This window comes from Mesorhizobium silamurunense (genome assembly GCF_014843905.1).
Classification (GTDB): Bacteria; Pseudomonadota; Alphaproteobacteria; order Rhizobiales; family Rhizobiaceae; genus Mesorhizobium; species Mesorhizobium silamurunense.
In genome coordinates, this window is record NZ_LPVS01000034.1 from 84,670 (window position 1) to 104,734 (window position 20,065).

Below are 20,065 nucleotides of genomic sequence, written 5' to 3' on the forward strand. Positions count from 1 at the left end.
TCTGGATGCTGGTCTAGGCTGCGAGCAGCCCCTTCTCGGTGAGCCGAGCACGCGCCGCAGCCGCGGCAGCCTTGGCGGCGGCAACGGATTCATCAGAAGGCGGCTCCGGCGGCGTCGGCGCCGCCGGATCAGTCTCGGTGAAACGACCGAAGATCTTGGCCATCTTGCTGGTGAGACGATCGACCATCGCCTCGAGTGCCCCGACCTTTTCGGTGGCGTCCTTGGTGTCGACCTCGATCGATACCGACAGACCGCCAAGTTCTTTCTCCTTGGCGGATTCCTTCGCCTTGTTGACGCGGTCGCAGATCGATTGCGAGGTTTCGTTGATCTGCTTGATGGTCATGTCGAGGGGCAGCTCCAGCTCATCGATCCGTTCGCCGTCACGCTCCAGCGCCAGGCACATCTCGTCGCCATCGCGCAGCACGACGACATCGCCATCCTTGACCAGAGCCGCGAAGGCATCGAGAACGTCGTCGGTCAGCAACTCGGCGCCCTTCGCTTCGACTGCTTCCTCTTCGGAGGCCGTCTTGTCGGCATCGTCGGCGCATTCCGGATTGTCATCCGGCTCCGGCATCTTGTCTTCGGCCTTCGAAACCAGCAGGAAGCGCTCCGCTTTGATGCCGCGGAACATGCCGCTCCAGGCGTCGGTAAGGAATTCCACGGCGAGGGCGTGGACGCCTTTGAACTCGCCTTCATCGACGATCCAACTGGCGATGACTTCACCCACGCCGCGACCGATAACGGCACAGTGCGGGCAGTCCTTGTTCTCGGCGTGCGCCGGGTCAAACATCACCTTGGCGCCGACGAACTTCTCAGCCTCGGCGTCCGTCGACGCCTTCAATTCCATGTCGGCGACAGGAACAAACTTACGCGCTGACGGCGCCAGCGCCTTGTCGATGATGAAGGCCGAGTTGCCGGCCGGTGCGATCGCGTCTTCACCGATCTTCTGCACGATCGTGCGGTAGGTACGCTCATGGACGCTCTTCGGAATCAGGATGCCATCCGGCGATTTCGCCCAGCCGTCGATGATCTCCTCGATCACCTCGCGGGCGAGCTTCCAATCGCCATCAACACCCTTGGCAAGAGCGTCCGGCTGTGCCGGGATCGGCACCAGCGAGCATTCGAGAAGCTCCGACGCGTTGAACTTGAGGCCGGTGATCCAATCCTCTTCATCGTCGAGAATGAGCTCGATTTGATCCCAATCCGGATTGAAGCCGATCGAAACAGTGCGAAGCGAGCCGACCGCGACGTGGCGCGCGGCGCGATCAGCGTCCTCGTCGGTACCCTCCGGCAGGAAATTGAAAGTACCTTCGGTGCGCTTCGGGCGCCCAGTGAGGTTCTTGACGACGTCCGACCACATTCCGGCAGGCCATGCGCGGCTATTGTGGAAGAGAAGGCCCTGGGGGTTCTCGAGAAACCTCGTGGTGTCCAGGCCATTCTGCACGACGATGTCGCCATAGCGATCGACCGCCTCGCTGGTCATGGTGAAGCGCGCGTTGCGCTTCTCCGCATTCCATGACGGCGGCGCTTTGAACGTGGCGCCCTTGAACACCACGCTCTTTCCGCCGACATCCTTGACGATGTTCGCACGGGTTGCGCGGGCCTCGTCAGCCGAGACCTTTTTGAACCTGGCCATGATGCCTCCTAGTTGCTGGAAATGAGGCGCAGCGCCTTCTTGCCGGCCTCGGTCTGGGATGGGTCGCCAGTGTCGCCGGCGCCATCGGTCTTGCCGTCCCCGCCCTTCCCGTCGCCGCCCTTATCAGGCGCGTTGGAGCCTTGCAGGACCACCTTCCCGTCGCGGCCGATGATCGTCATGTTGGCCGGCACCATTCGAAATTGCCCTTGGCCGTTCGGCAGCGGCCCCCAGCCAAGCTTGGCCCGCGCTTCATCCCATTCGATTGCGCCGCGCTCGAGCGCGCGGATGACACGCTCGGTCTCACGCTGGGTATCGCGAAGGGTCATTTCATCGCGGTCATGCTCGAAGATGAGCCCGGCGAGGCGGTCCTTGCGGCTGAGAAGAACGCGCTCGTAGCGCTGTTCGAACCGCTCACAGACCGGAACCAGCGTGTCGCCGACGTACATTTTTTCCTGGGTTTCGAGATTCTCGTACTTGGCGCCGTCCATCTGGAAGACCTTGTGCGGCGGCACGCGCAGCAGTCGGCACGTTTCTTCGATTTGGGAGATGAACTGCTTTGAAAGCTCCAAATCCTGCGGCTTCGAGGCGATCGGATCGAACTTCAGGCCGCCCTCCAGAACGACAGGTTCGACGCCGGCACGGAAGCGATCCATCAGGATGCGGAACTGGCTGCGGAGCCTCTGAAATGCGACCTCGTCGAGCACGCCTGGCTGATCGCGGGTGAAGACGCCGCGAATTTGGCCTTCCTCGCCAAACAGGGTGTCCCGGAAGTCCCCAATCGCCTGCGCGGTCTCCAGTGTTCGACGACCGGCGATCATGGTGGAGTAGCCATCCATGCCGTCGATGAGGCGGCCGCGGACATGGATCATGTCGCGTTCATGGAAGGTGCGGAATGGCGCACCAAGCAGTGCCTGCTCCTGCATCGTGCTCGCCGAGACGTCGTAGAAGATGTCGCGGCCGTCGACCTTCTCCATGACGCGATTGGTCATGAACGGGAGCAGCTCGAGCGGATCGCCAAGGTTGTTGCGGATGACGCCGGCCAGCGAGTTCTGGCTGAAGCACATCCAGTAGGCGGTCATCTCCTTGTACTCGTACCAGGTGTGGCGGCGGTTCGGCTCCAGCGCCAGCATCGCCGCGATCGGATGGTCGTTCGCCTCAATGACGACCGAGGTGTTGATGCCGATCTTTTTCCGGAGTCGGAGTGTGCTCTTGGCGATGTCCTGGGCGATGACGTCGCAGCACAGCATGAAGGCAGCCTGCTCCATCGCCTCGCGGATGCCGAGCGTGCCGAAATTCGTATTCATCCACTGGACCATCTCGGTCATTTCCATGACCGGCCCATGGGACTTCTCCACGACAACCGCCTGCGATTTGGTCTCGGCGATCGTTTCGATCACATCATCCATTCGTCATTTCCTCGAAACCGATGATGCCGCGCAGCTTGTATGGATCGATCGTTTCCGGCTCGGGCCCGGCTGACTTCGCCTGGGCAGGCTCGAGGCGGCAGCCGTTGGCGAAGCAAAGCGCCACCGCTCCGTCGATCTTCCGAATCGATTCTTTGGTTTCCTTGCGCGGCAGGATGAGACCGTTGCCCTTCCGGTCGCCGTGCACGTTCTGCATCATCCAGGCGAGCACAGGATTGCCGTCGTGCCAGATCTTTTCCGACGCGATGCGCCCTTCGATATCGTCCCACGGCGGTGTCATGGTCGGCGCCGTGTTTGGGTAGGTCATTACTGGCCGGTTGCCATCCCACAGGTGCTTCACGGTGTTGTGCGCCTGGTGCGGGTCGCACGCGACGACGACAACATCGAACACGTCGCAGAAGGCCTCGACATCCTCGCGGACGAGATCATGGTCGGCCAACGGTCCCGGCGTCAGCACCAAGTGCTCAGCCTCATGCCAGGCCGCCAGATGCTCGGAAATCTCGGGGTTGCTGGCCGTTTCGGACAGCTCCGGCAGATAGAACTTGCCGAAGACGACGATCTCCCCCGTCGGCTCCTCGAACAGCAGGATGATCGCGCACATGTCGCGGACCTGGGCGAGGTCGACGCCGATCCAGCAGCGGCGGCCGATGTAATTTTCGATCGAGATGTTGCGCTTGCATGCCCCCCACGCATGCGCCTCGATCAGGCTGGTCCCGGAACCTACCCAGAGGTTGAAACGAGTCCTTGCGGTCTCTCGCCTCTTGCTCGGCAGGCGGCGGGCCTTCGAGATAGCAGTCCTGATCTTGATGATGTCGAGCCCGACATCCATCATCGGATTGCACTTGTAGATCAGATCCTCGTCGCCGAAGAGCTTGTCGTAGTCGACGGCCTTCGATTCGGGATTGATGTAGTCTTCGGTGTCCAGCGTGTAGATCGCCGCGAAGAGCGTCCAGTCTTCTGCCTTCCCTTCGAGGACCATTTTGGCCTCGAGCAGCAGATCGTATCCGGGGCCTTCTGGCCGATAGCCGGCGGTGGTGATCATGCGCTTCAGCGCATTTGGCCGTGCGCCGAAGGCGGATTCGACGACCGCATAGACTGAAGCGGCGCCGGCGTGGCCTTCCTCGAAGATCGCGAGGCTCGGATTGAGACCGTCCTGCCGCTCCCCTTGGGAACTCAACATGAAGATCTTGCCGTCGCCGCGGCTGATCTCTTCCTTCGTCACCTTCAGCCCGTAGTGCTCCCTGAGCTCGGGCTCGTTGTTCACCATCTTGATGATGTCGCCGAAGAGCGTGTCTTCGGACTGCTTCTGCGTCGCCGCGGCGATCGGCACTTCCGCGTTGCCGCCGCCGCAGCACAGGTCGAACAGCGCCGCGACTGTCGCCTTCAGCGATTTCGCGTTCTTGCGTGGAAGCACTTCCAGCGCGGTCGATACCAGCCGTTCGCCTGTCAGGCGCCGGCGGAACCCCTGAATCGCCGCTTCGGCCCAGATTTGGAAAGGCTCGAGGATGATCCTCGGGTCCGGCTTGCCATCCGGTCCGATCTGGGTGAATTCCCAGGAGCCGCTCTCGAAATGCCGGAGCTTTTCAGCGAATCGGCAATAATCGGTGACGTGGACCGGCGAGAAGTAAAAATCGTTTTGCGGATCCTTCGCCATCTCCAGCATGCGGAGATAGCGCTCCGCCGCCGCGACAAGCAGGCGATTGGACGGCAGTCTCTTCGACGCCAGAGCCTCGGCGTAGAGCCGGGCTATCCCAGGGTAGTCTGGGACCAGTTCCACCTCGCCCGTTTCAATGTTCTCAAGCTCGAGTTTTGGAAGGTGCTCGCAGTCGGAACGGCGAAGCCCTCGAATTCGAGAACCCGCAGTCCGCGAACTTGTTTTTCGCCCCGCCGGGCGCCGTGACTTGGGCATTCTGGGCGATGTCTAGATCGCGCAGCGCGCTTTGGAATTTGGCCACATCGTGAGCACTCGGGTACTTTCCGTTCGCGGCCAGGTGGTCGAACTTCTGATGCAGCAGAGCGACCAGCGATGCCCTCGTGACCGAGACCTTCGTCAGCTTGCTCTGTTCGAAGAGCTCGCGAGTCAGCTCGTCATATTTCTTCCGGCCGACGGCGTTCAGCGTGTATTCCGGGTCCGGAATCTCCGAAAGCCACGGGCCGACAACGACCTTAGCGGCCTGCCTCTCGGCATAGACCGCATCGGAGCTGTCGGCCCTGAACGTCCCCCGACGTTTTTTTTCCGCGTCGCTTAGGCGGTTATGCCCGCCGCTTCCCCTGCCGCCCATTCTCACACTCCGGCGACCTCGGGCGGCCGTAAATCCTCTCGCCGATCTGCTGGAGGAATTCCTTTTCCACCCAGCTCAAGCGAGGATCGTTGATCGAAACGACAAGCATGCCCTGATCGCGCAACGCGTTCCGCTTGACCGCCTCATAGTCGATGGTCGTCGGCTGCTTCAGGCCGGATCGAAACCCCAGGCTCATGCGACTGCAACCGAGCCAGCCGCCCAGCGCTCGAGTTCGGCACGCCACTCGTCGGCGTACTCGCAGTTCTCGTAGTTGGGCATCAGCGGCGTGCCTTCGGTGAAGTGCACGATGTCCGGACTGATCTCCGGACTGGTGTGGCCGACCAGATAATTCCAGGAGGCGTCGAGCTCGCCGATCAGGTCGTCATCGAGCCAGCAGAAGGCATGAAGATCGCGCCCGGGCAGCGTGTTGACCATCTCGACGGTCAGTTTCTTGTTCGCCGGATGATCACAGTTGAAGAGCAGCACGCTCGACCAATTCTTTCGGGCGTATCGCGATTGCACCTGGCCGTCCATTTTCAGGCCTTCCGGCGGCTGAAAATCATGCTTCACGACCATGACGGCCTTGGACATGTCGAAGGCCTTGAAAAGCTTCTCAACGTTGGTGCGCGCTAGCACGTCGCAGTCGACGAACAGAGCCAGCCCGGTCTTGGCGAGATGGGGCACCAGGAACCGCGAGTTCGAAAACTCGGTCGAGCAGAATGCCCCCGAGATTTCGTCCCAGAGCTTGCCGTCCCGGATACTGGTCGGCCGGTAATAGAGACCGGCGGCGCGCAGATTGGATTGCACGAGCCCGCGCACATGGATGGGCGAGATCAGCCTGCGTTCGATCGACTCCTTCGCGACAGCGAACGCCGCGGCCTCGCGCGGATCCCAACCAATCCAGATCGAATGCCGCGTCATTGATCCTTCCTTTTGCCCTTCTTGTGGACGGTGCACGCGGCAAGAGGCGAGTGCGGCCAGACATGCCCCTTGCCACCCGGATTGAGGTTCCGGATGACGAGGCCGTGGATGCTTTCGAGGCATCGATCGAAGACGAAGGCGGAATGCCATTCCCACAGCTCGAAGACCTTGTCGGCTCGGTAGAACGAGGCGAACTTGTCGAGCAAAAGCCGTGTCTTGTCGCTCACGCGCAGAGCATAAAAACCGATTTCAGAATGCGTGCCGGCGCGCTGCAGGCAGGCAACGTCGCAGATGCCGAGAAGATCCTGCACCCAGTTGCGCGGCACCGGCGCCGTCGTCTCGACATCGGCATCCAGCCAAACGAAAATATCACCGTCCTTCAGCTCGTCGATCACAGCCATCGGCGCCAGCGCCTGCGGCATCCATTTCAGCGCATCGTGGCGCCAGGAATAGCCGGCGCCGTCCACCTTGGCCCCGGCGAGACCGATGCCGGATGCCTTGGGTATATTGCCCCAGCGCCGCCGGAACGCATCAACGCCGGCAATCCCTTGCAGCGGCAATGAAACGCCGCGGGTGAGCGCCAGATTGGCGTCCGAAACGATCACCAGTTCGACTGACGCCGGCCAGTGCCTGGCGAAGCTCGCAGCGAAGGTTTTGCCGTAACGCTCCCACGCTGTGCCCCAGACGAGGCTGCAGACCGTTACGGTCACGGCTGCCCGCCATGCATCCGGATCACGGTCCCGGAGATATACGGCTGGAAGTACAGGAGCGTTCTCGCCATTGCGGCGACCTCAGCCGCCATCAGGAATCGCTTCTTCGGATGCTCGGCGCGCCGGCGATCGAGGTTTTCGACGTCAGTCCGCGACGTCGTCATCCGGCAGTCGCCGATGATGCCAGGCGAGACCGCCACTAGCTGCTGCTGCGGCGAGCTCAAGCGCTTCTTCTCGACATAGGCGTGCAGCAGTTCCTTGGCCGATGCATAGTTCTCGTCGAAGGACCCGCGATACCCGCTCTCGGAACCGATAACGCAAACCCTCGCCAATTCATTGGACGCGAAGATCAGATCGCAGGCCCGAACGATTGACCCGAAATTGACTTCAATGCCTTCCCTGATCTCGGCATCGGTCTGGTCCTCAATCCGCTTCGGCCGAAGCAACCCCTGGCAGAACAGATATCGCTCCGCGCCGAGCGGGAAATTGGGCTCCAACGCCTTGCCGTGCACGATCTCTTCGTTCGATCGCAGCAGCCGGCGGAATTCTTCAGCGATGGCGCTGCGCCATCCGGTGATGACGATGGTCACCGTCTGTACCGCCGCGATCTCAAGCAGTGATGTGCTTCACCGCCCACATGACTGCTTCCTCGATTTTGGTCTTGGCGATGGACAACTCTTAATTTTCAACATGGCAGCCTTCTCGTCGTCGCTCAGCACCCGGTAGGCATGGCGCATTGTGTTGTTGACGGTTCGGTCATCAGAAGCGCTATCGACGGTGTCCATGTCATTCCCTTGTTTCGTCAGGCGATCATCTGTTTGATCAGCCGCTCCGCCTGAACAACGGCATCGATCTTGCCGGCCCGCACGCGCAGCGCGCGCTCCCCGACCTTGACGACTTCGACCAAGCGGCTGTCAGCGCCGGAGAGCGGCATCGCGCGAATGCTCAAGCGGTAATCTTCCACCTGGTAGAGATCGCGGATCGCCGGATAGAAGCCGGCCATGTCGCTGATCATGAACTGCGCCTGGCGCTCCACATCCGCGGCGCTGAGCCCCTTGAGGAGCGCCTTCGCCTCTTTCCAGGTCTTGCAAGTCTTCGAAAACGGCGTCCACTTCGCCGAGGAGAGGCTCGACAGGCCGAGCTGTTCATTCCAGACATACAAACTCGGAAAGGGCCCATCCACGATGGTCACCGACTTGTCGGTCGGTCCTTTCAGCAGCACGACCAGGCACGGCTCGTAACGATCGACGCCGGCGCCGTCGTTGGCGCAGAACGAGCAATCGACCGTAAAATCGAACTTGCGGCTATCGACCTCGCCGATCGGCGTGTTGAACTTCACCACGCCGTCGAGCTGCGATGCGAAATAGCTCCTCGCCTCATCGACGACGATGTGCCGCTCTCCGACCATCACGCCGCCTTCCACATAGGTCAGGCCGAACTCGGCCGGATTGTGCAGCGTGATGAACTCGATCTGGTCGCGAAGAATCCGCCGATAGGTGCCGAAATCGATCAGCGAATGGTCGGCGGCGACCGCATAGATGTTGACCGGAACCGGTCGGGTGAAGCGGCCATACCGCTCCATGAACTCGGCCTGGTGCTCCTGGCAGGCCTTCTGTGTCGCTGACGAGCGTGGATAGTGCGGTGCGCCCAGATGCAGACGAGCCGGGATGTTCCCGGAGGCGCCGTTGAAGATGCGGCCGCCGCTCTCATGCACCTCGACCTCATGGCCGTCGGCAAGTAGGCCCAATGCGATGCTGCAGCCGTAAAATCCGGCGCCAAGGACACGGATGCGCATGCGCTCAGAGCTTCATCCGCTCTACCACGACGCCTTCGGCGCGCTGCTCGCGGATCGACAGCGTCACCTCGATAGGCAGCTCTCGCCTGATCGCCGCAGCCCAGCGCTGCGCGTCCCACTCGAACGGATGAAGATCGGGGCGATTGAACACCTGCTTCTTCACGGGCGCGATCTTCTCCGCGATATAGATCGCCTTGTTCGACAGCGAGTAGAGCCGATCGATGATCATAGGCAGATCGGCGATCGGGATCGAACCCAGCGTGTGCGTGCAGATCACTAGATCGAACGTCCCGGTCGGCTCCGCCGCGAAAGGCAGGTACGCGGGGTCATATTTCGTGACTGCGACGCCCCAGAATTCCTCGATCGTCATCCCCACGGGGATCGAACCGACCGGATCTTCGTTTCGCCAGGTATATTGCGCGCCCTTGCCGCATCCGTAGTCGAGAATCGACGCGCAGCCGAGTCGCTCGATGATCTCCTTGATGAAGGGAGCGTGCGGCCGCAGGAATCTGCCTGAAAATGTCTTGTTGCTTGCGTGGTGACGCTTGCTCTGCTCGAGCGCAGAATAATACTCAGCGCTCAGCTGCATCGATCACCCGTAAATTTGCGGCCGCAGGATGCTCCAGGCGAGACCGGAGCTCATCTCGTGCATCGTGTATTGGCAGTAGGCCAGGTTATGCGCCCACTGCTGGCGCTCCTCGTCGGTGGCGAGCAGCGGATTCTCGATATCGTTCAGCCGAATCGACGAGATCGGTCTCGCGACGGCGTCACCAAGAACGATGCAGGGGACGCCGGCGAGCAGTGCCTCAAAACAGGCGTTGGACCCATGCGTGACGACGACGTGCGCGTCTTCAAGCACCTGGTCGATGCTTTCCGGTGATCGCGAGAAATAGGTGCCCTCGATCGGCTCCGCCTCGCGCCAGCTCGGCTTCGGCCGGTACACGATCGGCCGCTCCGGCGAATATTTCCGCAGCTTCTTGATGACGCGTCGCGCATAGGATGTCGGATCGTCGAGCGAGTAGAACTCGTGGTACTTCGCCGATGATCCGGCGATGACGATCTTCTCGCCGCGCTCGCGCCAAGGCTTCATATCGAGCTCGAGGCTGTCCCAGCGGTCCGACGGCCGCGCCACCTTCATCAGCTTCGACGTCGGGTGATGCCCATCGACGGCGACCCGCCAGAACTCCCAGAGTTTGACGGGCCCGTCGAGGCGGTGCCGGCAATAACCCTTGTCGAACATGATGGTGTGGACGCCGGCCTGCCAGTTCGACATGAAGAGCTCGCGGCTCTTCACCCCAACCATGCAGGCGACCTCGCAGTCGCTCGCCACCTGAGGCTCTTCGGTCAGCGGCCGTATCACGATCTCGTCACCATGCTCGACGACGCCGCGGGCGAAGGCATCGGCAAGCAGCCGCTCCCGCGGCTTCTCGGAGGCGAAGAAGCAGATTTTCATGCCGTCACGAGACCTTCGTCTTTCAGGTGGCGCCAGGCTAGCCCCGCTTCCATCTCGGCGGGGGTCCACTGGCAATAGCTGATGTCGTTGATCCACTGCTGCCGGCCTTCCGGAAACAGTGGCGACTCGATTTTATCCAGGTCGGCGCACGCCATCGGCGCCGCAACCCCCTCGAGGCAGAACGCCGGCACGCCGGCCAAGAGACCGTCGATCGCGGCATTCGAATGGTGGGTGACGACGGCGTGGCAATCAGAAAGCCATTGTCTGATGTCGACCTTCGTCTGGCAGAAGGTGGAACCGGGGATCGGGGTCGCCCCCGTCCAACTCGGCTTCGGCCGATAGATGATCTCGCGATCGGTGTGCTTGCGCAGCGTGTTGATCGCTTCGGTTTCCCACTGCTGCGGATAGAAGCCGTCGACGACGGCACCCTTGCCGCTAGTGCCGGCAACGATGATCGTGCTGCCACTGCGCCACGGCTCGATTTTCAGCCCGAACCGAGCGACGCGCTTGTCGTCATGCTTGACGCGCTGGAAATACTCGGTCGGGTGCCGGGCATTAACCGACACCTTGTGGTAGCCGGACCACTTTCCGCCTTCCAGTCGGCCCCAGTAGCCCATGTCGACATAGACGACCGGCCGGCCGGCGGCGCGATAGGCGTTGAAGATTTCCTGCAGGCGGTCATCGAACCCGTAGAAGACGGCGACATCCCCTGCGGGCGCCTGGAAGCCGGTATACGGTACGAGCCGCGGCTGATCACCGACTGCCGCGACGCCTTTCGCCATCGCGGCGCCCATCAGGATCGAGCGCTTGTGATCCGGGATATGGTAGACCGTTACGCGAGCAACCAATGGAAAGGCTCTCCTGCCTTAATCTCGTCGACGGTCCATTGTGCATAGGCGAGGCGCCGCAACATCGGCATCCTGTCGCCGATGAAGGGATCTTCGAGATGCTCAAGCCCGAGACGCGCCGCCGGCGCGCCGATCCAGCTCGGCAGCTCGTGGATGACCGGTACACCGGCGAAAATCGACTTAATGCCGGCGCCGCTCGCCCAGGTCACCGCCGCCCAAGCGTTTTTCAGTTCATCGTAGGGCTCGGTACGCGCCCTGCCTGGGTGTTTCCGCACCCTGATTGGCCGGTCCGTGACCTTCCGGAGACGGGCGCCAACCTCATCCGGCCAGCTCAGCGGCATTGCGATGCCAGGCGTGCCGATGCCGCGCTGCGGCAGCACCACGATCTCCCGACCGCCGGCGCGCCACGGCTGCGGCGTCATCTCGAGCAGCTTCCACCGGTCCGTCGGACCCTCGACCCATGTTCCGGCGCCGAGGTGAAACCCGAGCGCCATCGCATAGAGCTGGCGGCTTTCCTGGTCCTTCCCGATGTAGCCGTTCTCGACGACGATGACCTTGGCGCCGACGGCTTCGTAGCGTTCCGCGAAGAAAATATCGGATCGCGTCCGGTTCCAGATGACGAGAACGTCGTCCGACGAAGGTCTCTCAAGCGGCTTGCGATCGACGATATAGCCGTGCCGCGCAAGTCCGGCGAGGATCTCGCGCCGGATGTAGTGCGGCGAGTCCTTCAGCGTGTCGGAGGCGATGCCCTTCATATCAGCAGGGTTCCGAGATCATACGGCGGCAACCAGTTGATATTCGACTGGAGCGTCGCGTTGAACACCTTCACGCCGCGCTTCGCGAGCTCGTTGGTCAGGATCCGGAAAAGGCGAAGCCTCTCTGTGATGTTCGAATGCTTGTCCATCGAGCCTTCGTGAAGGCCGAACCAGTGCTCGCGGGAGCCGTTGTCGGAAAAATCGAAGCCAGCGAGGATGATACCGCCGCTGCTGGCGCCGATCTTGGCCGCCAAATGCACGGACTGGTAGCCGCCATTGGAGCCCGACCGGAGGCACCCAGGGGTATCGTCATACCCTTCGATACCGGTGTTCTTCATCGTCCGGATGTCGTGGTAGCCGGTGATCTCGAGCGAGACCTTCAGGCCCGGGAATCCGGGAACGCCGTTCTTGCTGTTCCACCAGACCTTGTCGCAGGCGTAGCCGATGTCGGCGAACCAGCACGGAAACATGTTGTCGTTGATCGCGATGACGCGGCAGCGGTCGAGAGACCGCGCCCGGCCGATCTGCCAGACCTGTTTCAGCGTCAGCGATGGGCCCGACGCGACGCAGATGACCGGCCGATCCCCGAACGGCGGGATCGGGATGCACTTCTCGATCAAACGAAAATCTCAGTAGGACGGAGGCGGCACGAACAGGCAAATCGTCTTGCCGGCGTCTAGGCCGGCCTGGTGCGCGCACCAATGATATTCGCCGTCGGGGGAGTCCTTCACACGCTTGTCGCGGTAGGCGATGACTTCGCCGGTGTCCTTGATGACGTACCCTTCCGGCCGCTCGCTGATCGACGACTGCGGTACCTCCTTGCAGTCATAGTTCGCGCAGCAAGCAAAAGGATAGCTCCAACCCTGCGGGAGTGCGGCCGTCGGCGTCGCTTCATGAGCAAGCGCGGCGCCGATGCAGATCAACGATGTCACAATCGCGATCGCGAGAGAGCCGGCCAGCAAAAAGCGGCTCTGGCGGTCACGGTGGCGCATCGAAAAAGCTCCTGCGGGCGTTGATAGATGGCGAAACGAGTGATATTGGTCGGGACGGCCGATCGTCTGACCGCCCCGTGGCACCCCGGCAAGGTATATAAGGTTCCGTTCTAACCGCTACGGAACAAACAACGGGCCTGCTGTCGTGAGGCGAGACGTATCCACGGGATCTTGGCCGTGGAATTGCAAAATCCTGCTCGGGGAAGGATCATAGCAACCGACTGATCAGGCCGGCCCCATCCCCTCCCCCTTCTCTCTCAGCAGGAATCAGAATTCGATCGTTTCGCCGTCGGCGAACGTAATGGACTTCACCTCGCGCTTCGTCCCTGTTTTGGGGTCGGCGACGATGAACCGCGGCTCGCCAACAAGCTCCATCTCGGCGAAGATCTCGAGGTTTACCCGGATAGGATCGTCGGCCCCGAACCGCGGCACTTCCACCGATACGACGGCCGGGATGTCCTTGCCCGTCTCGACGTCGGTCACCTTGGTTCCAAGGCCGATTCCTTGGTCTAGGGTGACCACTTTCACGAAACGGACCATCTGACCCAGGGTGATTCTGCTCTATCGACAAAGCGATGATTCCGCCGAGAAGTGACTCGCGCTCACAAAACCGTCAACGGGTTGTGTTTATAACTCAGTTCAGCCCCTCGATCTTGTGTTCAAAAACATTCTACGGCGACAGGAACTTTGACGATCGGCGAAAATTTTTTCGAGATGATCGCTGGTCAGTAAGGCGATCGGAGCCTGAATTCGCGATTTCAGATGCCAAGATCGACCATTTTGTCAGCTTCAAAATCATTCAAAAATTCCTCTGCCAGTTGACGTTTTCGATGTTTCGGGCTTTCAAATGTCCGAACCAATGTCCATTGAGGTACATTCATGACCGCCAAAGGCGTCTCCGAGATCGAAAAGCTCCGTCCAGAGCTCCTGGACATGTCAGTCGCCGAGCTGGAGCGCCGCCGCGCCGAGATCGACATGGCGATCACGAAGAAGGCCGAGATCGAGGCCGCCGCGATCCGTGCCAAGGACGTCAAAGAGGCAGATGAGCGCATCACGCGGTTATTCGAGGATCTCCGCTGGCTCTACGATAAGAATTTCCTGTCGCCAAAGCTCCTCGAGGCGTTCACCAGCGCCGACGGCCAGTTCGCGCCGCATCGATCGCTGAAACGGCCGCGGGCTTAGCCATGCGCGTCCTGGTCGCCGCCGCCTGCATCGCGATCATCGTTGGTGTCACCTATTTCGTGAGCGCCGAGTTTGTGACCTATCGACTCACCCGTGATGCCGACACCAAGAAAGCGCTCGCCGACACTCTGCGGGTCGCCTGTCTGGATGATTTGCAGTCCGTGCTACCGAACAAGACGAAGATCCGCAACTGCCTAGACATGGGCGCCTTGGGCGAGGTCGACGTGGTTCGGCGGGAGCGGCAGATCGGCGCTGTTCTGCATTAGTGGTGAAACCATGATCGAAGCAGCCGCCGTATATTTGATACTCCAATTTCCCGCGCCACCATTAACTGTTGAAGTCTTGCCCATGGCAAACATGGAGCTTTGCAATCGCCAGAGCCGCGAGATTGTTGCTAACTACAGGGACACCGGGCACGCATACATATTGTGGGCATATTGCATTGAAAGTGGAGTTGGCGCGCCTCCGCCTGCCAAGGAGGGGAATTAGCAAGGCGAGCTAGTTTCGACTGATCTCCACCTCGGAAATGTTGAGCTCGAACTCATTTCTGACCGCGCCAAGGCCCAGACGGGGGCGGCGCTGAGGTAGGCCGACCATTCGCGTCGTATGGTCCTCATCGTAGCCGAACAGCCTACTCATCGACATGATGGCGGATCGCTTCAGTACATATGTCCCGTAACCTTGGCCGATGGCAAAGTCGGTCCGTTCACGTTCCATAAAATGATGGCCGAGCAGTTTCTCGCCTTCAGGATCGAAGATGACTTCGCCGGTGGCCTTGATGTCGACCGTGCTCAGCCCCCTATATCTTCGCTCGCGCGGCGAAATCCAAATCTCTTCCTCGTCCCTTCGCACGGTGAGCTGCAATCGGCTCGAACGCCCGATGAAACGCCAGGCGTTTGCAGTCTTCATGAAGATGTCGCCGAGATCGGCATCCGGAAATGGAAGCGGCGGCGGTTCCGCCGCGATCTGGGCGACGGCTGGCGCCACAGGAATGCCGACCGCGGCGACGCCGGCAGCTGCCATCAGGCCCTTGAGGAAGTTGCGACGGTTCAGGTCAGTCATTTTGCGACGTCACTCGTGTTCATGGAAGTCCGCCTTTTGCGATTCGGCGCGCGATAGACATTGCACTTTCCGGCCTATCTGACCGATCGCGCTGTCTTTCATCCAAAAGAGCACCGGCGAAGGATTTGATACAGGCATCGCGGTCAGCGTGGCCGATCGGAAAAAATTCCGTCACGATGCGCGTGGCGGTTCTCAGAATGTCGTCGGGGATATCGGTCATGGCTCACATTGCGCGGCCGCGCGCGCCCAGAGTGTGGCGTCACCGTCCTTCAGCACCTCGAGCAGCCTCAGCTTTTCGTGGCGGTAGACGCGCCAGAAATCCGGATCGCGTTCTTTGATCGTCGAGGTGTTGTCGATCAGGTCGGCGAGCTTGATCGTCTTCGCCTCCGGCGGCGCCTGGGCGATGTGCGCAAGATCGAGCGCCTTGCGGGCGGCGCGATTGCCGTCGGATGGCTTGGAGACATCGGTCAGCCATCGCACCAGGCCGGCCACTCTGGGGCCGAACTCTTCCTCGATGTCCTCGAAAGTGGCAGGTGTATCCTCGACGGTATCGTGCAGCAAGGCGGCAACTATCATTTCTGGCGTGTGCGGAACCGATTTGACGATCTCGGCGACCGCAACCGGATGCACAATATAGGGCTCGCCGGTGTATTTCCTGAGTTGCTTGACCGAGCCGTGCGCGGCCGCTGCGAAGCTATAAGCCCTCACGTCCAAATCGTTTATCCGGCACGGCGGATAGTTTTCAGGCCATTCGATCAAGCCGTATCTCCCTCATATTTCTTCCATATCCGGCAATCGGCGCCGTCATCCGGCTTCATCCGCTCGCAATTGCTGCCCTCTGGCTCGGCGGCGGACCCACCGAGCAGCACAGCCATGATCCTGGCTCGCCCATACTTTCGGACCGCCCAAATCGGATTGTCGCCGCCCTCTCCTACGGTGGAGTCGTCGACGCCGGCACCACAACTGATCAGCCCGTTGTCGCGAAGCCATCCCCGCGCGCACGTCCCGCATTTCTTCTCTTCGCTCATGCGATCTCTCCAAATTTCCTTTTCAGTCGTTCCAGCTCGGCGCGGTCATGCTGGTTTTTCTTTTCCCACGCGTCGATCGCCGCGAGATCCTGGATGGCGCGCTCGCCATAATAGGTCGGCACGACCAGCTCACGCCAATTCGGCTTGAACTGGAAATAGTCGTTGTCGTTGAGGAAGCTGGAGTCGAACGACCGCTTTTCCTTCTCCTTGTGGAGCTCGATCCAGTTTCGCGATGTATCGGCGCCGGTCATCTCCCAATGGTGCGTGATTTTGATCACGCCGGACGCGAGCCAGCGGACATCGGCTTCGCTGATCTTGTGTTTCCATTTTGGGCGGGCGTCATCAGTCATGCCAACACCTCCTTCCGGTAGACGCTGGCTACGAAATTATCGATCCAAGCCAAGTCCGGCTCATCCGGAAGCTTCGACGCTGCCGCCGCCGCCTCCACGCGCACCAGCCAATCCTCAATCTCGGCCGCCACGTCCTGGTAAGGTAGATTCCCCTGCTTGATCTCGAGGACATGGGCGGCGTTCGGCAGTGGGAACGTCACGAAGCCAGTCTGAAGGAGCTCGACCGCCTGGCTACCGACGCGAACAGCATGGGAAAGCGCCTTCCAATCGACGCCGTGCTGGCTCTCAGCCATCAGCGCGCGCTTCCCGTACTCATCGACCAGGCGCTTCATGATATCGTGGGCGTTCTTGATCGAAGCCGTGAACGGCATCTTTCGATTGCAGACTTCCCAGAGAATGACCGTCTGCCCGTGCGGCGTCCGGTCCTCGCTCAAGCTCATATGCTCATGCTCGGCACAGAGCGCTCGGATCTGGGCGTCGAGCGTCAAAAGCTTCTCGGTCGACGAGAAAGCATCGGCCAGAATCTTCAAAGCATCGCGGGACGCAGCGACACGCGACCCTCGGATGCCATACTTGTTGGCTTGCTGGCGGGCGTAGCCGATAAATGCCGCGGACTTTCTCGTCAGAAGGCGGTGCCGATTGGCGATGATCTCATACCATTCCGGCGCCGGCGGCTCAGTCGCCGCCCAGCCGGGCGCAAAAAGGACGTCCAGCGCGACCGTCTGCCCCTCTGAGGCCAGCTCAAGGAATCGCTGAAGGCTGAAGCGCTCCTCCTCGACCTCGCCGGCGTAATTCTTCTCGTTTTCGGCCTTGGGCCGCTGATCGTTCACGACTCGCTTGGCCCTTTGGAGCAGGATCGATCTCGGATCGGGCACAAATACGCTCTTGAAGTCGAAATCCGAGGCAGGTGTCGACGTGCCATAGAGGTGTGAGCCGAATTTGATGCGCAATATTTGTCTCATTAACTCTCTCCGTCGAACCTGATGCTGGCGCGCAGCCGGCGCCACATCGGCGCGGCGTGACCGAAGACGATCGTCGCGATGATCTCCTCGTAGAGCGGACCCATTTCCTGCAGATAGGCCATCTTGCCGGCGTTGAAGGCCTCCCGGTTGTCGTTGATGTCCTGGCGCTGGACACGTCTCAAGCCTATTTCGGCGAGCTCTTCGTCATCCATCTGGCGCAGCTGCTGAGCTCGAGATGCGCCCCGATGCGCGGCAATGATCGGATGGGCGTCGCCGGCGGGCTCGATAGCATAGAGGTTTCCGGTCGACAGGATATCTTCGACGCTGCCGGACCGCACATGCATCGCCAGCGAGACGAGCTGATCGAGCGCCGGCGCCTCCTGGTAGACGCAGACACCGGCCAGTTTCGTGCCGTCGGGCTGGTGCACTCCGACGGCGACGGCGCCATGACCGCTTCTCGATATCGTTCCGGTCAGCTTTGCGGAAATCGACACCTCGGGCCCGGGCAGCATCACTTCCTCGCCGCGCGCGAATGCGGACACCGTGGAGGCGCCAAGCACCGCGGCCGCCAGCATGGAGGCACGCTTCACGGCGCGCCGGCGCTGCTTGCGCTCATTACGAATCTTCTCGCGAATGCCGGGCTTCAACCGCACGACAACGTGATCGGCCAGTCGGGACTGATCCGAAACGTCGAGGGTTGCAAACCAATTGGCTGTTTCGACGGCCTGGCGTGCCGCGCGCGCATGCGACTCCATCTGGTCGCCGAGATCACGGAAGATCGCTTCGCGGTCCTCATCTGTCGCCGGGCCGCCCGGCGGGATCGCGGTAAGGATCTTGAACAGCTGCCGCTGTTTCGGCAGTTCATCGCCCTCGGCGAGGATGTATCGCTTGATCGCGGCACGGCTCCGCAGCCGGCGCGCAACCTTCGGCGTCGGCAGCATATCGCGGCGCACTCGCGGCGGCGACAGCCAAGCCCGCAGCGCGCCGCCCTTTGTCATGTCCTCGTAGCAGCTATCGGCCAGCCATTCCGTCTTGGTGATGACGTCGTGCGTCAGGGAGAGCAGGCCGCGCTCGACGAGCGCAGTGCGACGCGGCCCGGGTAGCTGAGCGATGATCTCGGCCCCGTAGCGCTCGACGGCCAGTTCCCGAGCAAGGAGACTAGAGCGCCATTTCCTACCGCCGTCGACTTCCTTCCCCTCGTTCCATAACTTGTCCAGCCGATCCGCTTCGCCATAAAGCCGAATGGCGATCTCGGCCGCCGCGGTGATGCCGCAGCACTGCGAGGCGCTATCCAGACAATACTGGAGATCATGAGGAAGGAGCGTACGGCGAATTTCCACGCATCAGCCTCCGCGCATCGGCTTGACGCCAACGCTTTCGCTCTTGGCGACTTCCTCGGGGTTCTTCGCCTTCCGGACCGTCTGCACGGGCTTGTCAGGTGTCTTCACGACGTCGCCGCCGCCCTCGCCGACGAACCGAGCGATATCCTCGTCCTTGATCGCAAGAGCCCGGTGCTTGCGCGCCTCATCAGCATCGGTCAAAGGCGTCCTTTTCGGCGGCAGGAGGCCGAAAAACCGCGGCTCGATAATAAAAAACTGGATGCCTTGAGCCATCTTCTTGCGGATGATTTCCGTCATCGTGTCGTCGCTGGATTCATCCCACACGATCGTCTGGTCGCCGGCCTCGTTGAGGATCGTCAGCGCGCGCTGCCTGCTCATCATTTCTCCGTTCGTTGCCTATCCGATTTAGACACGCTCGCACTGCCTTAGCCGATGGGCTTGTGGCTCGGCGGGCTGCTGGGAAGCGGCGGTCCATCCGCAGACTCTGTTTTGGGTGCGACATCCAATCGATACGGCGCGCTCGTTTGCGCCCTCCACCACAAACGGAAATTGTCCGTGTCGGCAGGTTCGCTCATGATCATCATCGAACTAGGAGCCAGCGGTCCTCCAAAGTGCAGCAATTCCAGATAGATATCTGCGCCATCAGCGATGGCCTTGCGCTGAGCGTCGGTGAAATGAAACCTGGCAATCGCGCTGTCGCCGTTTCGGCCCGGCAACGTGCGCAGCGGGAGATACTGCGGCTGATCTTTGGCGTAGACCGTCTCGAATCTTTCAAGCCCGACTACAACTGGCCCGTCGTGCGGTTTCACAAAATCAAACATCTTCAAATCCCCTTTCAGTCGATGTGGCCTTGCATGCTATATAAATCTTCCAGCTCGATTGGCTCGGCCTCGATCTCGACGTCGCCGGCGCCGTGGCATACTGGGCATTCGCCGGCGTCGCGCTCCCCCCAATGAGGATGACCACAGCCGGGCTCATAGACGAGAGCGCCGACATAGATGCGGCCTTCAGAGCCGCAGGCCTCGCATAGGACGAAGAGCGGGCTCAGCTCGGCCATCATCGCTGGATGGTGGTCGCCAGATCAGGCGTCTTGCGCGCGACCAGACGCTGCCACTCTTCCATGGCCCGCGCATGCTTGAGCACCGACAGCACGAGCTGGTCGGACGCCCCGGCAGCGGCAGCTGCTACCGCATAGGCCCGAAGCGCTGCCGGCGCCGCGATATCCTGGCCGCGGAAAACCATTACCGGCTCCTCGTCGGGAATGAGCCCTGCCGGGTCTTGGATGCGATTATAGTCTTCTCGCGCATGCTTCATGTGCGACTTCT

The 20,065-nt window shown here is 61.2% G+C and carries 29 protein-coding genes; 2 read left to right on the top strand and 27 right to left on the bottom strand.

Features of this window, described 5'->3' with window-relative positions; translation table 11 throughout:
* Positions 1-13: 13 nt before the first annotated feature.
* From AU465_RS09170 to AU465_RS09240, 16 genes are all read right to left on the bottom strand, one after another.
* Positions 14-1,636 carry an HK97 family phage prohead protease gene (locus tag AU465_RS09170; RefSeq protein WP_192246084.1) on the bottom strand — a complete coding sequence of 541 codons (1,623 nt, stop codon included), beginning with the start codon at positions 1,634-1,636 and terminating at the stop codon, positions 14-16.
* Between the two features lie 8 nt (positions 1,637-1,644).
* Positions 1,645-3,042 carry a phage portal protein gene (locus AU465_RS09175; protein WP_192246086.1) on the bottom strand — a complete coding sequence of 466 codons (1,398 nt, stop codon included), beginning with the start codon at positions 3,040-3,042 and terminating at the stop codon, positions 1,645-1,647.
* The gene (locus AU465_RS09180) at positions 3,035-4,837 is read right to left on the bottom strand and encodes a terminase TerL endonuclease subunit (RefSeq protein WP_192246089.1); all 1,803 of its coding nucleotides are present in this window, start codon (positions 4,835-4,837) and stop codon (positions 3,035-3,037) included. The genes AU465_RS09175 and AU465_RS09180 overlap by 8 nt, the downstream gene beginning before the upstream one ends.
* A gap of 19 nt (positions 4,838-4,856) precedes the next feature.
* Positions 4,857-5,342, bottom strand: coding sequence for a hypothetical protein (locus AU465_RS09185; protein ID WP_192246091.1), 486 nt, complete (start codon positions 5,340-5,342; stop codon positions 4,857-4,859).
* A gap of 192 nt (positions 5,343-5,534) precedes the next feature.
* Positions 5,535-6,263, bottom strand: coding sequence for a hypothetical protein (locus AU465_RS09190; protein ID WP_192246093.1), 729 nt, complete (start codon positions 6,261-6,263; stop codon positions 5,535-5,537).
* Entirely contained in the window at positions 6,260-6,973 is a 714-nt protein-coding gene (locus tag AU465_RS09195) for a hypothetical protein (RefSeq protein ID WP_192246095.1), read from the bottom strand. Before AU465_RS09195 ends, AU465_RS09190 begins: the two co-directional genes overlap by 4 nt.
* A complete protein-coding gene (locus AU465_RS09200; protein WP_192246097.1) occupies positions 6,970-7,563 on the bottom strand; it encodes an SDR family NAD(P)-dependent oxidoreductase in 594 nt (197 codons plus the stop codon). The genes AU465_RS09195 and AU465_RS09200 overlap by 4 nt, the downstream gene beginning before the upstream one ends.
* A 19-nt stretch (positions 7,564-7,582) precedes the next feature.
* Entirely contained in the window at positions 7,583-7,648 is a 66-nt protein-coding gene (locus AU465_RS38020) for an Acb2/Tad1 domain-containing protein (protein WP_446685765.1), read from the bottom strand.
* Between the two features lie 127 nt (positions 7,649-7,775).
* Complete coding sequence (locus AU465_RS09205; protein ID WP_192246099.1) at positions 7,776-8,768, bottom strand: FAD-dependent oxidoreductase; 993 nt, start codon at positions 8,766-8,768, stop codon at positions 7,776-7,778.
* Between the two features lie 4 nt (positions 8,769-8,772).
* Entirely contained in the window at positions 8,773-9,357 is a 585-nt protein-coding gene (locus AU465_RS09210) for a methyltransferase domain-containing protein (protein WP_192246101.1), read from the bottom strand.
* 3 nt (positions 9,358-9,360) lie between these two features.
* Complete coding sequence (locus AU465_RS09215; protein WP_192246103.1) at positions 9,361-10,221, bottom strand: hypothetical protein; 861 nt, start codon at positions 10,219-10,221, stop codon at positions 9,361-9,363.
* The gene (locus AU465_RS09220) at positions 10,218-11,069 is read right to left on the bottom strand and encodes a hypothetical protein (RefSeq protein WP_192246104.1); all 852 of its coding nucleotides are present in this window, start codon (positions 11,067-11,069) and stop codon (positions 10,218-10,220) included. The genes AU465_RS09215 and AU465_RS09220 overlap by 4 nt, the downstream gene beginning before the upstream one ends.
* Positions 11,054-11,824 carry a hypothetical protein gene (locus AU465_RS09225; protein ID WP_192246106.1) on the bottom strand — a complete coding sequence of 257 codons (771 nt, stop codon included), beginning with the start codon at positions 11,822-11,824 and terminating at the stop codon, positions 11,054-11,056. Before AU465_RS09225 ends, AU465_RS09220 begins: the two co-directional genes overlap by 16 nt.
* The gene (locus tag AU465_RS09230) at positions 11,821-12,444 is read right to left on the bottom strand and encodes a hypothetical protein (RefSeq protein ID WP_192246108.1); all 624 of its coding nucleotides are present in this window, start codon (positions 12,442-12,444) and stop codon (positions 11,821-11,823) included. Before AU465_RS09230 ends, AU465_RS09225 begins: the two co-directional genes overlap by 4 nt.
* Positions 12,445-12,453: 9 nt before the next feature.
* Entirely contained in the window at positions 12,454-12,816 is a 363-nt protein-coding gene (locus AU465_RS09235; protein ID WP_192246110.1) for a hypothetical protein, read from the bottom strand.
* A gap of 267 nt (positions 12,817-13,083) precedes the next feature.
* Complete coding sequence (locus AU465_RS09240; protein WP_192246112.1) at positions 13,084-13,299, bottom strand: hypothetical protein; 216 nt, start codon at positions 13,297-13,299, stop codon at positions 13,084-13,086.
* Positions 13,300-13,695: 396 nt separating this feature from the next.
* Between AU465_RS09240 and AU465_RS09245 the strand changes: the two genes are divergently transcribed.
* Together AU465_RS09245 and AU465_RS09250 are read left to right on the top strand one after the other, a co-directional pair.
* A complete protein-coding gene (locus AU465_RS09245; RefSeq protein WP_192246114.1) occupies positions 13,696-13,998 on the top strand; it encodes a hypothetical protein in 303 nt (100 codons plus the stop codon).
* 2 nt (positions 13,999-14,000) lie between these two features.
* The gene (locus tag AU465_RS09250; protein WP_192246116.1) at positions 14,001-14,264 is read left to right on the top strand and encodes a hypothetical protein; all 264 of its coding nucleotides are present in this window, start codon (positions 14,001-14,003) and stop codon (positions 14,262-14,264) included.
* A gap of 232 nt (positions 14,265-14,496) precedes the next feature.
* Here AU465_RS09250 and AU465_RS09255 read toward each other — a convergent pair whose 3' ends face one another.
* Genes AU465_RS09255 through AU465_RS09305 form a run of 11 tightly spaced genes read right to left on the bottom strand, consistent with a single transcriptional unit; the run spans position 14,497 to position 20,054 of the window.
* Positions 14,497-15,060 carry a twin-arginine translocation signal domain-containing protein gene (locus tag AU465_RS09255; protein ID WP_192246118.1) on the bottom strand — a complete coding sequence of 188 codons (564 nt, stop codon included), beginning with the start codon at positions 15,058-15,060 and terminating at the stop codon, positions 14,497-14,499.
* Between the two features lie 19 nt (positions 15,061-15,079).
* Positions 15,080-15,280 carry a hypothetical protein gene (locus AU465_RS09260; RefSeq protein WP_192246120.1) on the bottom strand — a complete coding sequence of 67 codons (201 nt, stop codon included), beginning with the start codon at positions 15,278-15,280 and terminating at the stop codon, positions 15,080-15,082.
* Positions 15,277-15,768 (bottom strand): HD domain-containing protein, encoded by a 492-nt coding sequence (locus AU465_RS09265; protein WP_210325037.1) that lies wholly within the window; start codon positions 15,766-15,768, stop codon positions 15,277-15,279. The genes AU465_RS09260 and AU465_RS09265 overlap by 4 nt, the downstream gene beginning before the upstream one ends.
* Before the next feature lie 47 nt (positions 15,769-15,815).
* On the bottom strand, positions 15,816-16,088 hold the full coding sequence (locus tag AU465_RS09270; protein WP_192246122.1) for a hypothetical protein: 273 nt from the start codon (positions 16,086-16,088) through the stop codon (positions 15,816-15,818).
* Positions 16,085-16,438, bottom strand: coding sequence for a hypothetical protein (locus tag AU465_RS09275; protein WP_192246124.1), 354 nt, complete (start codon positions 16,436-16,438; stop codon positions 16,085-16,087). Before AU465_RS09275 ends, AU465_RS09270 begins: the two co-directional genes overlap by 4 nt.
* Positions 16,435-17,388 (bottom strand): DNA polymerase beta superfamily protein, encoded by a 954-nt coding sequence (locus tag AU465_RS09280; RefSeq protein ID WP_246505938.1) that lies wholly within the window; start codon positions 17,386-17,388, stop codon positions 16,435-16,437. Before AU465_RS09280 ends, AU465_RS09275 begins: the two co-directional genes overlap by 4 nt.
* 11 nt (positions 17,389-17,399) lie before the next feature.
* A complete protein-coding gene (locus tag AU465_RS09285; protein ID WP_192246126.1) occupies positions 17,400-18,740 on the bottom strand; it encodes a hypothetical protein in 1,341 nt (446 codons plus the stop codon).
* Between the two features lie 3 nt (positions 18,741-18,743).
* Positions 18,744-19,118 (bottom strand): hypothetical protein, encoded by a 375-nt coding sequence (locus AU465_RS09290; RefSeq protein WP_192246128.1) that lies wholly within the window; start codon positions 19,116-19,118, stop codon positions 18,744-18,746.
* Positions 19,119-19,165: 47 nt separating this feature from the next.
* A complete protein-coding gene (locus AU465_RS09295) occupies positions 19,166-19,561 on the bottom strand; it encodes a hypothetical protein (protein ID WP_192246130.1) in 396 nt (131 codons plus the stop codon).
* Positions 19,562-19,575: 14 nt separating this feature from the next.
* Positions 19,576-19,800, bottom strand: a complete 225-nt coding sequence (locus AU465_RS09300; protein WP_192246132.1) for a hypothetical protein — start codon at positions 19,798-19,800, stop codon at positions 19,576-19,578.
* Entirely contained in the window at positions 19,797-20,054 is a 258-nt protein-coding gene (locus AU465_RS09305) for a hypothetical protein (protein WP_192246134.1), read from the bottom strand. The genes AU465_RS09300 and AU465_RS09305 overlap by 4 nt, the downstream gene beginning before the upstream one ends.
* Positions 20,055-20,065: the final 11 nt, after the last annotated feature.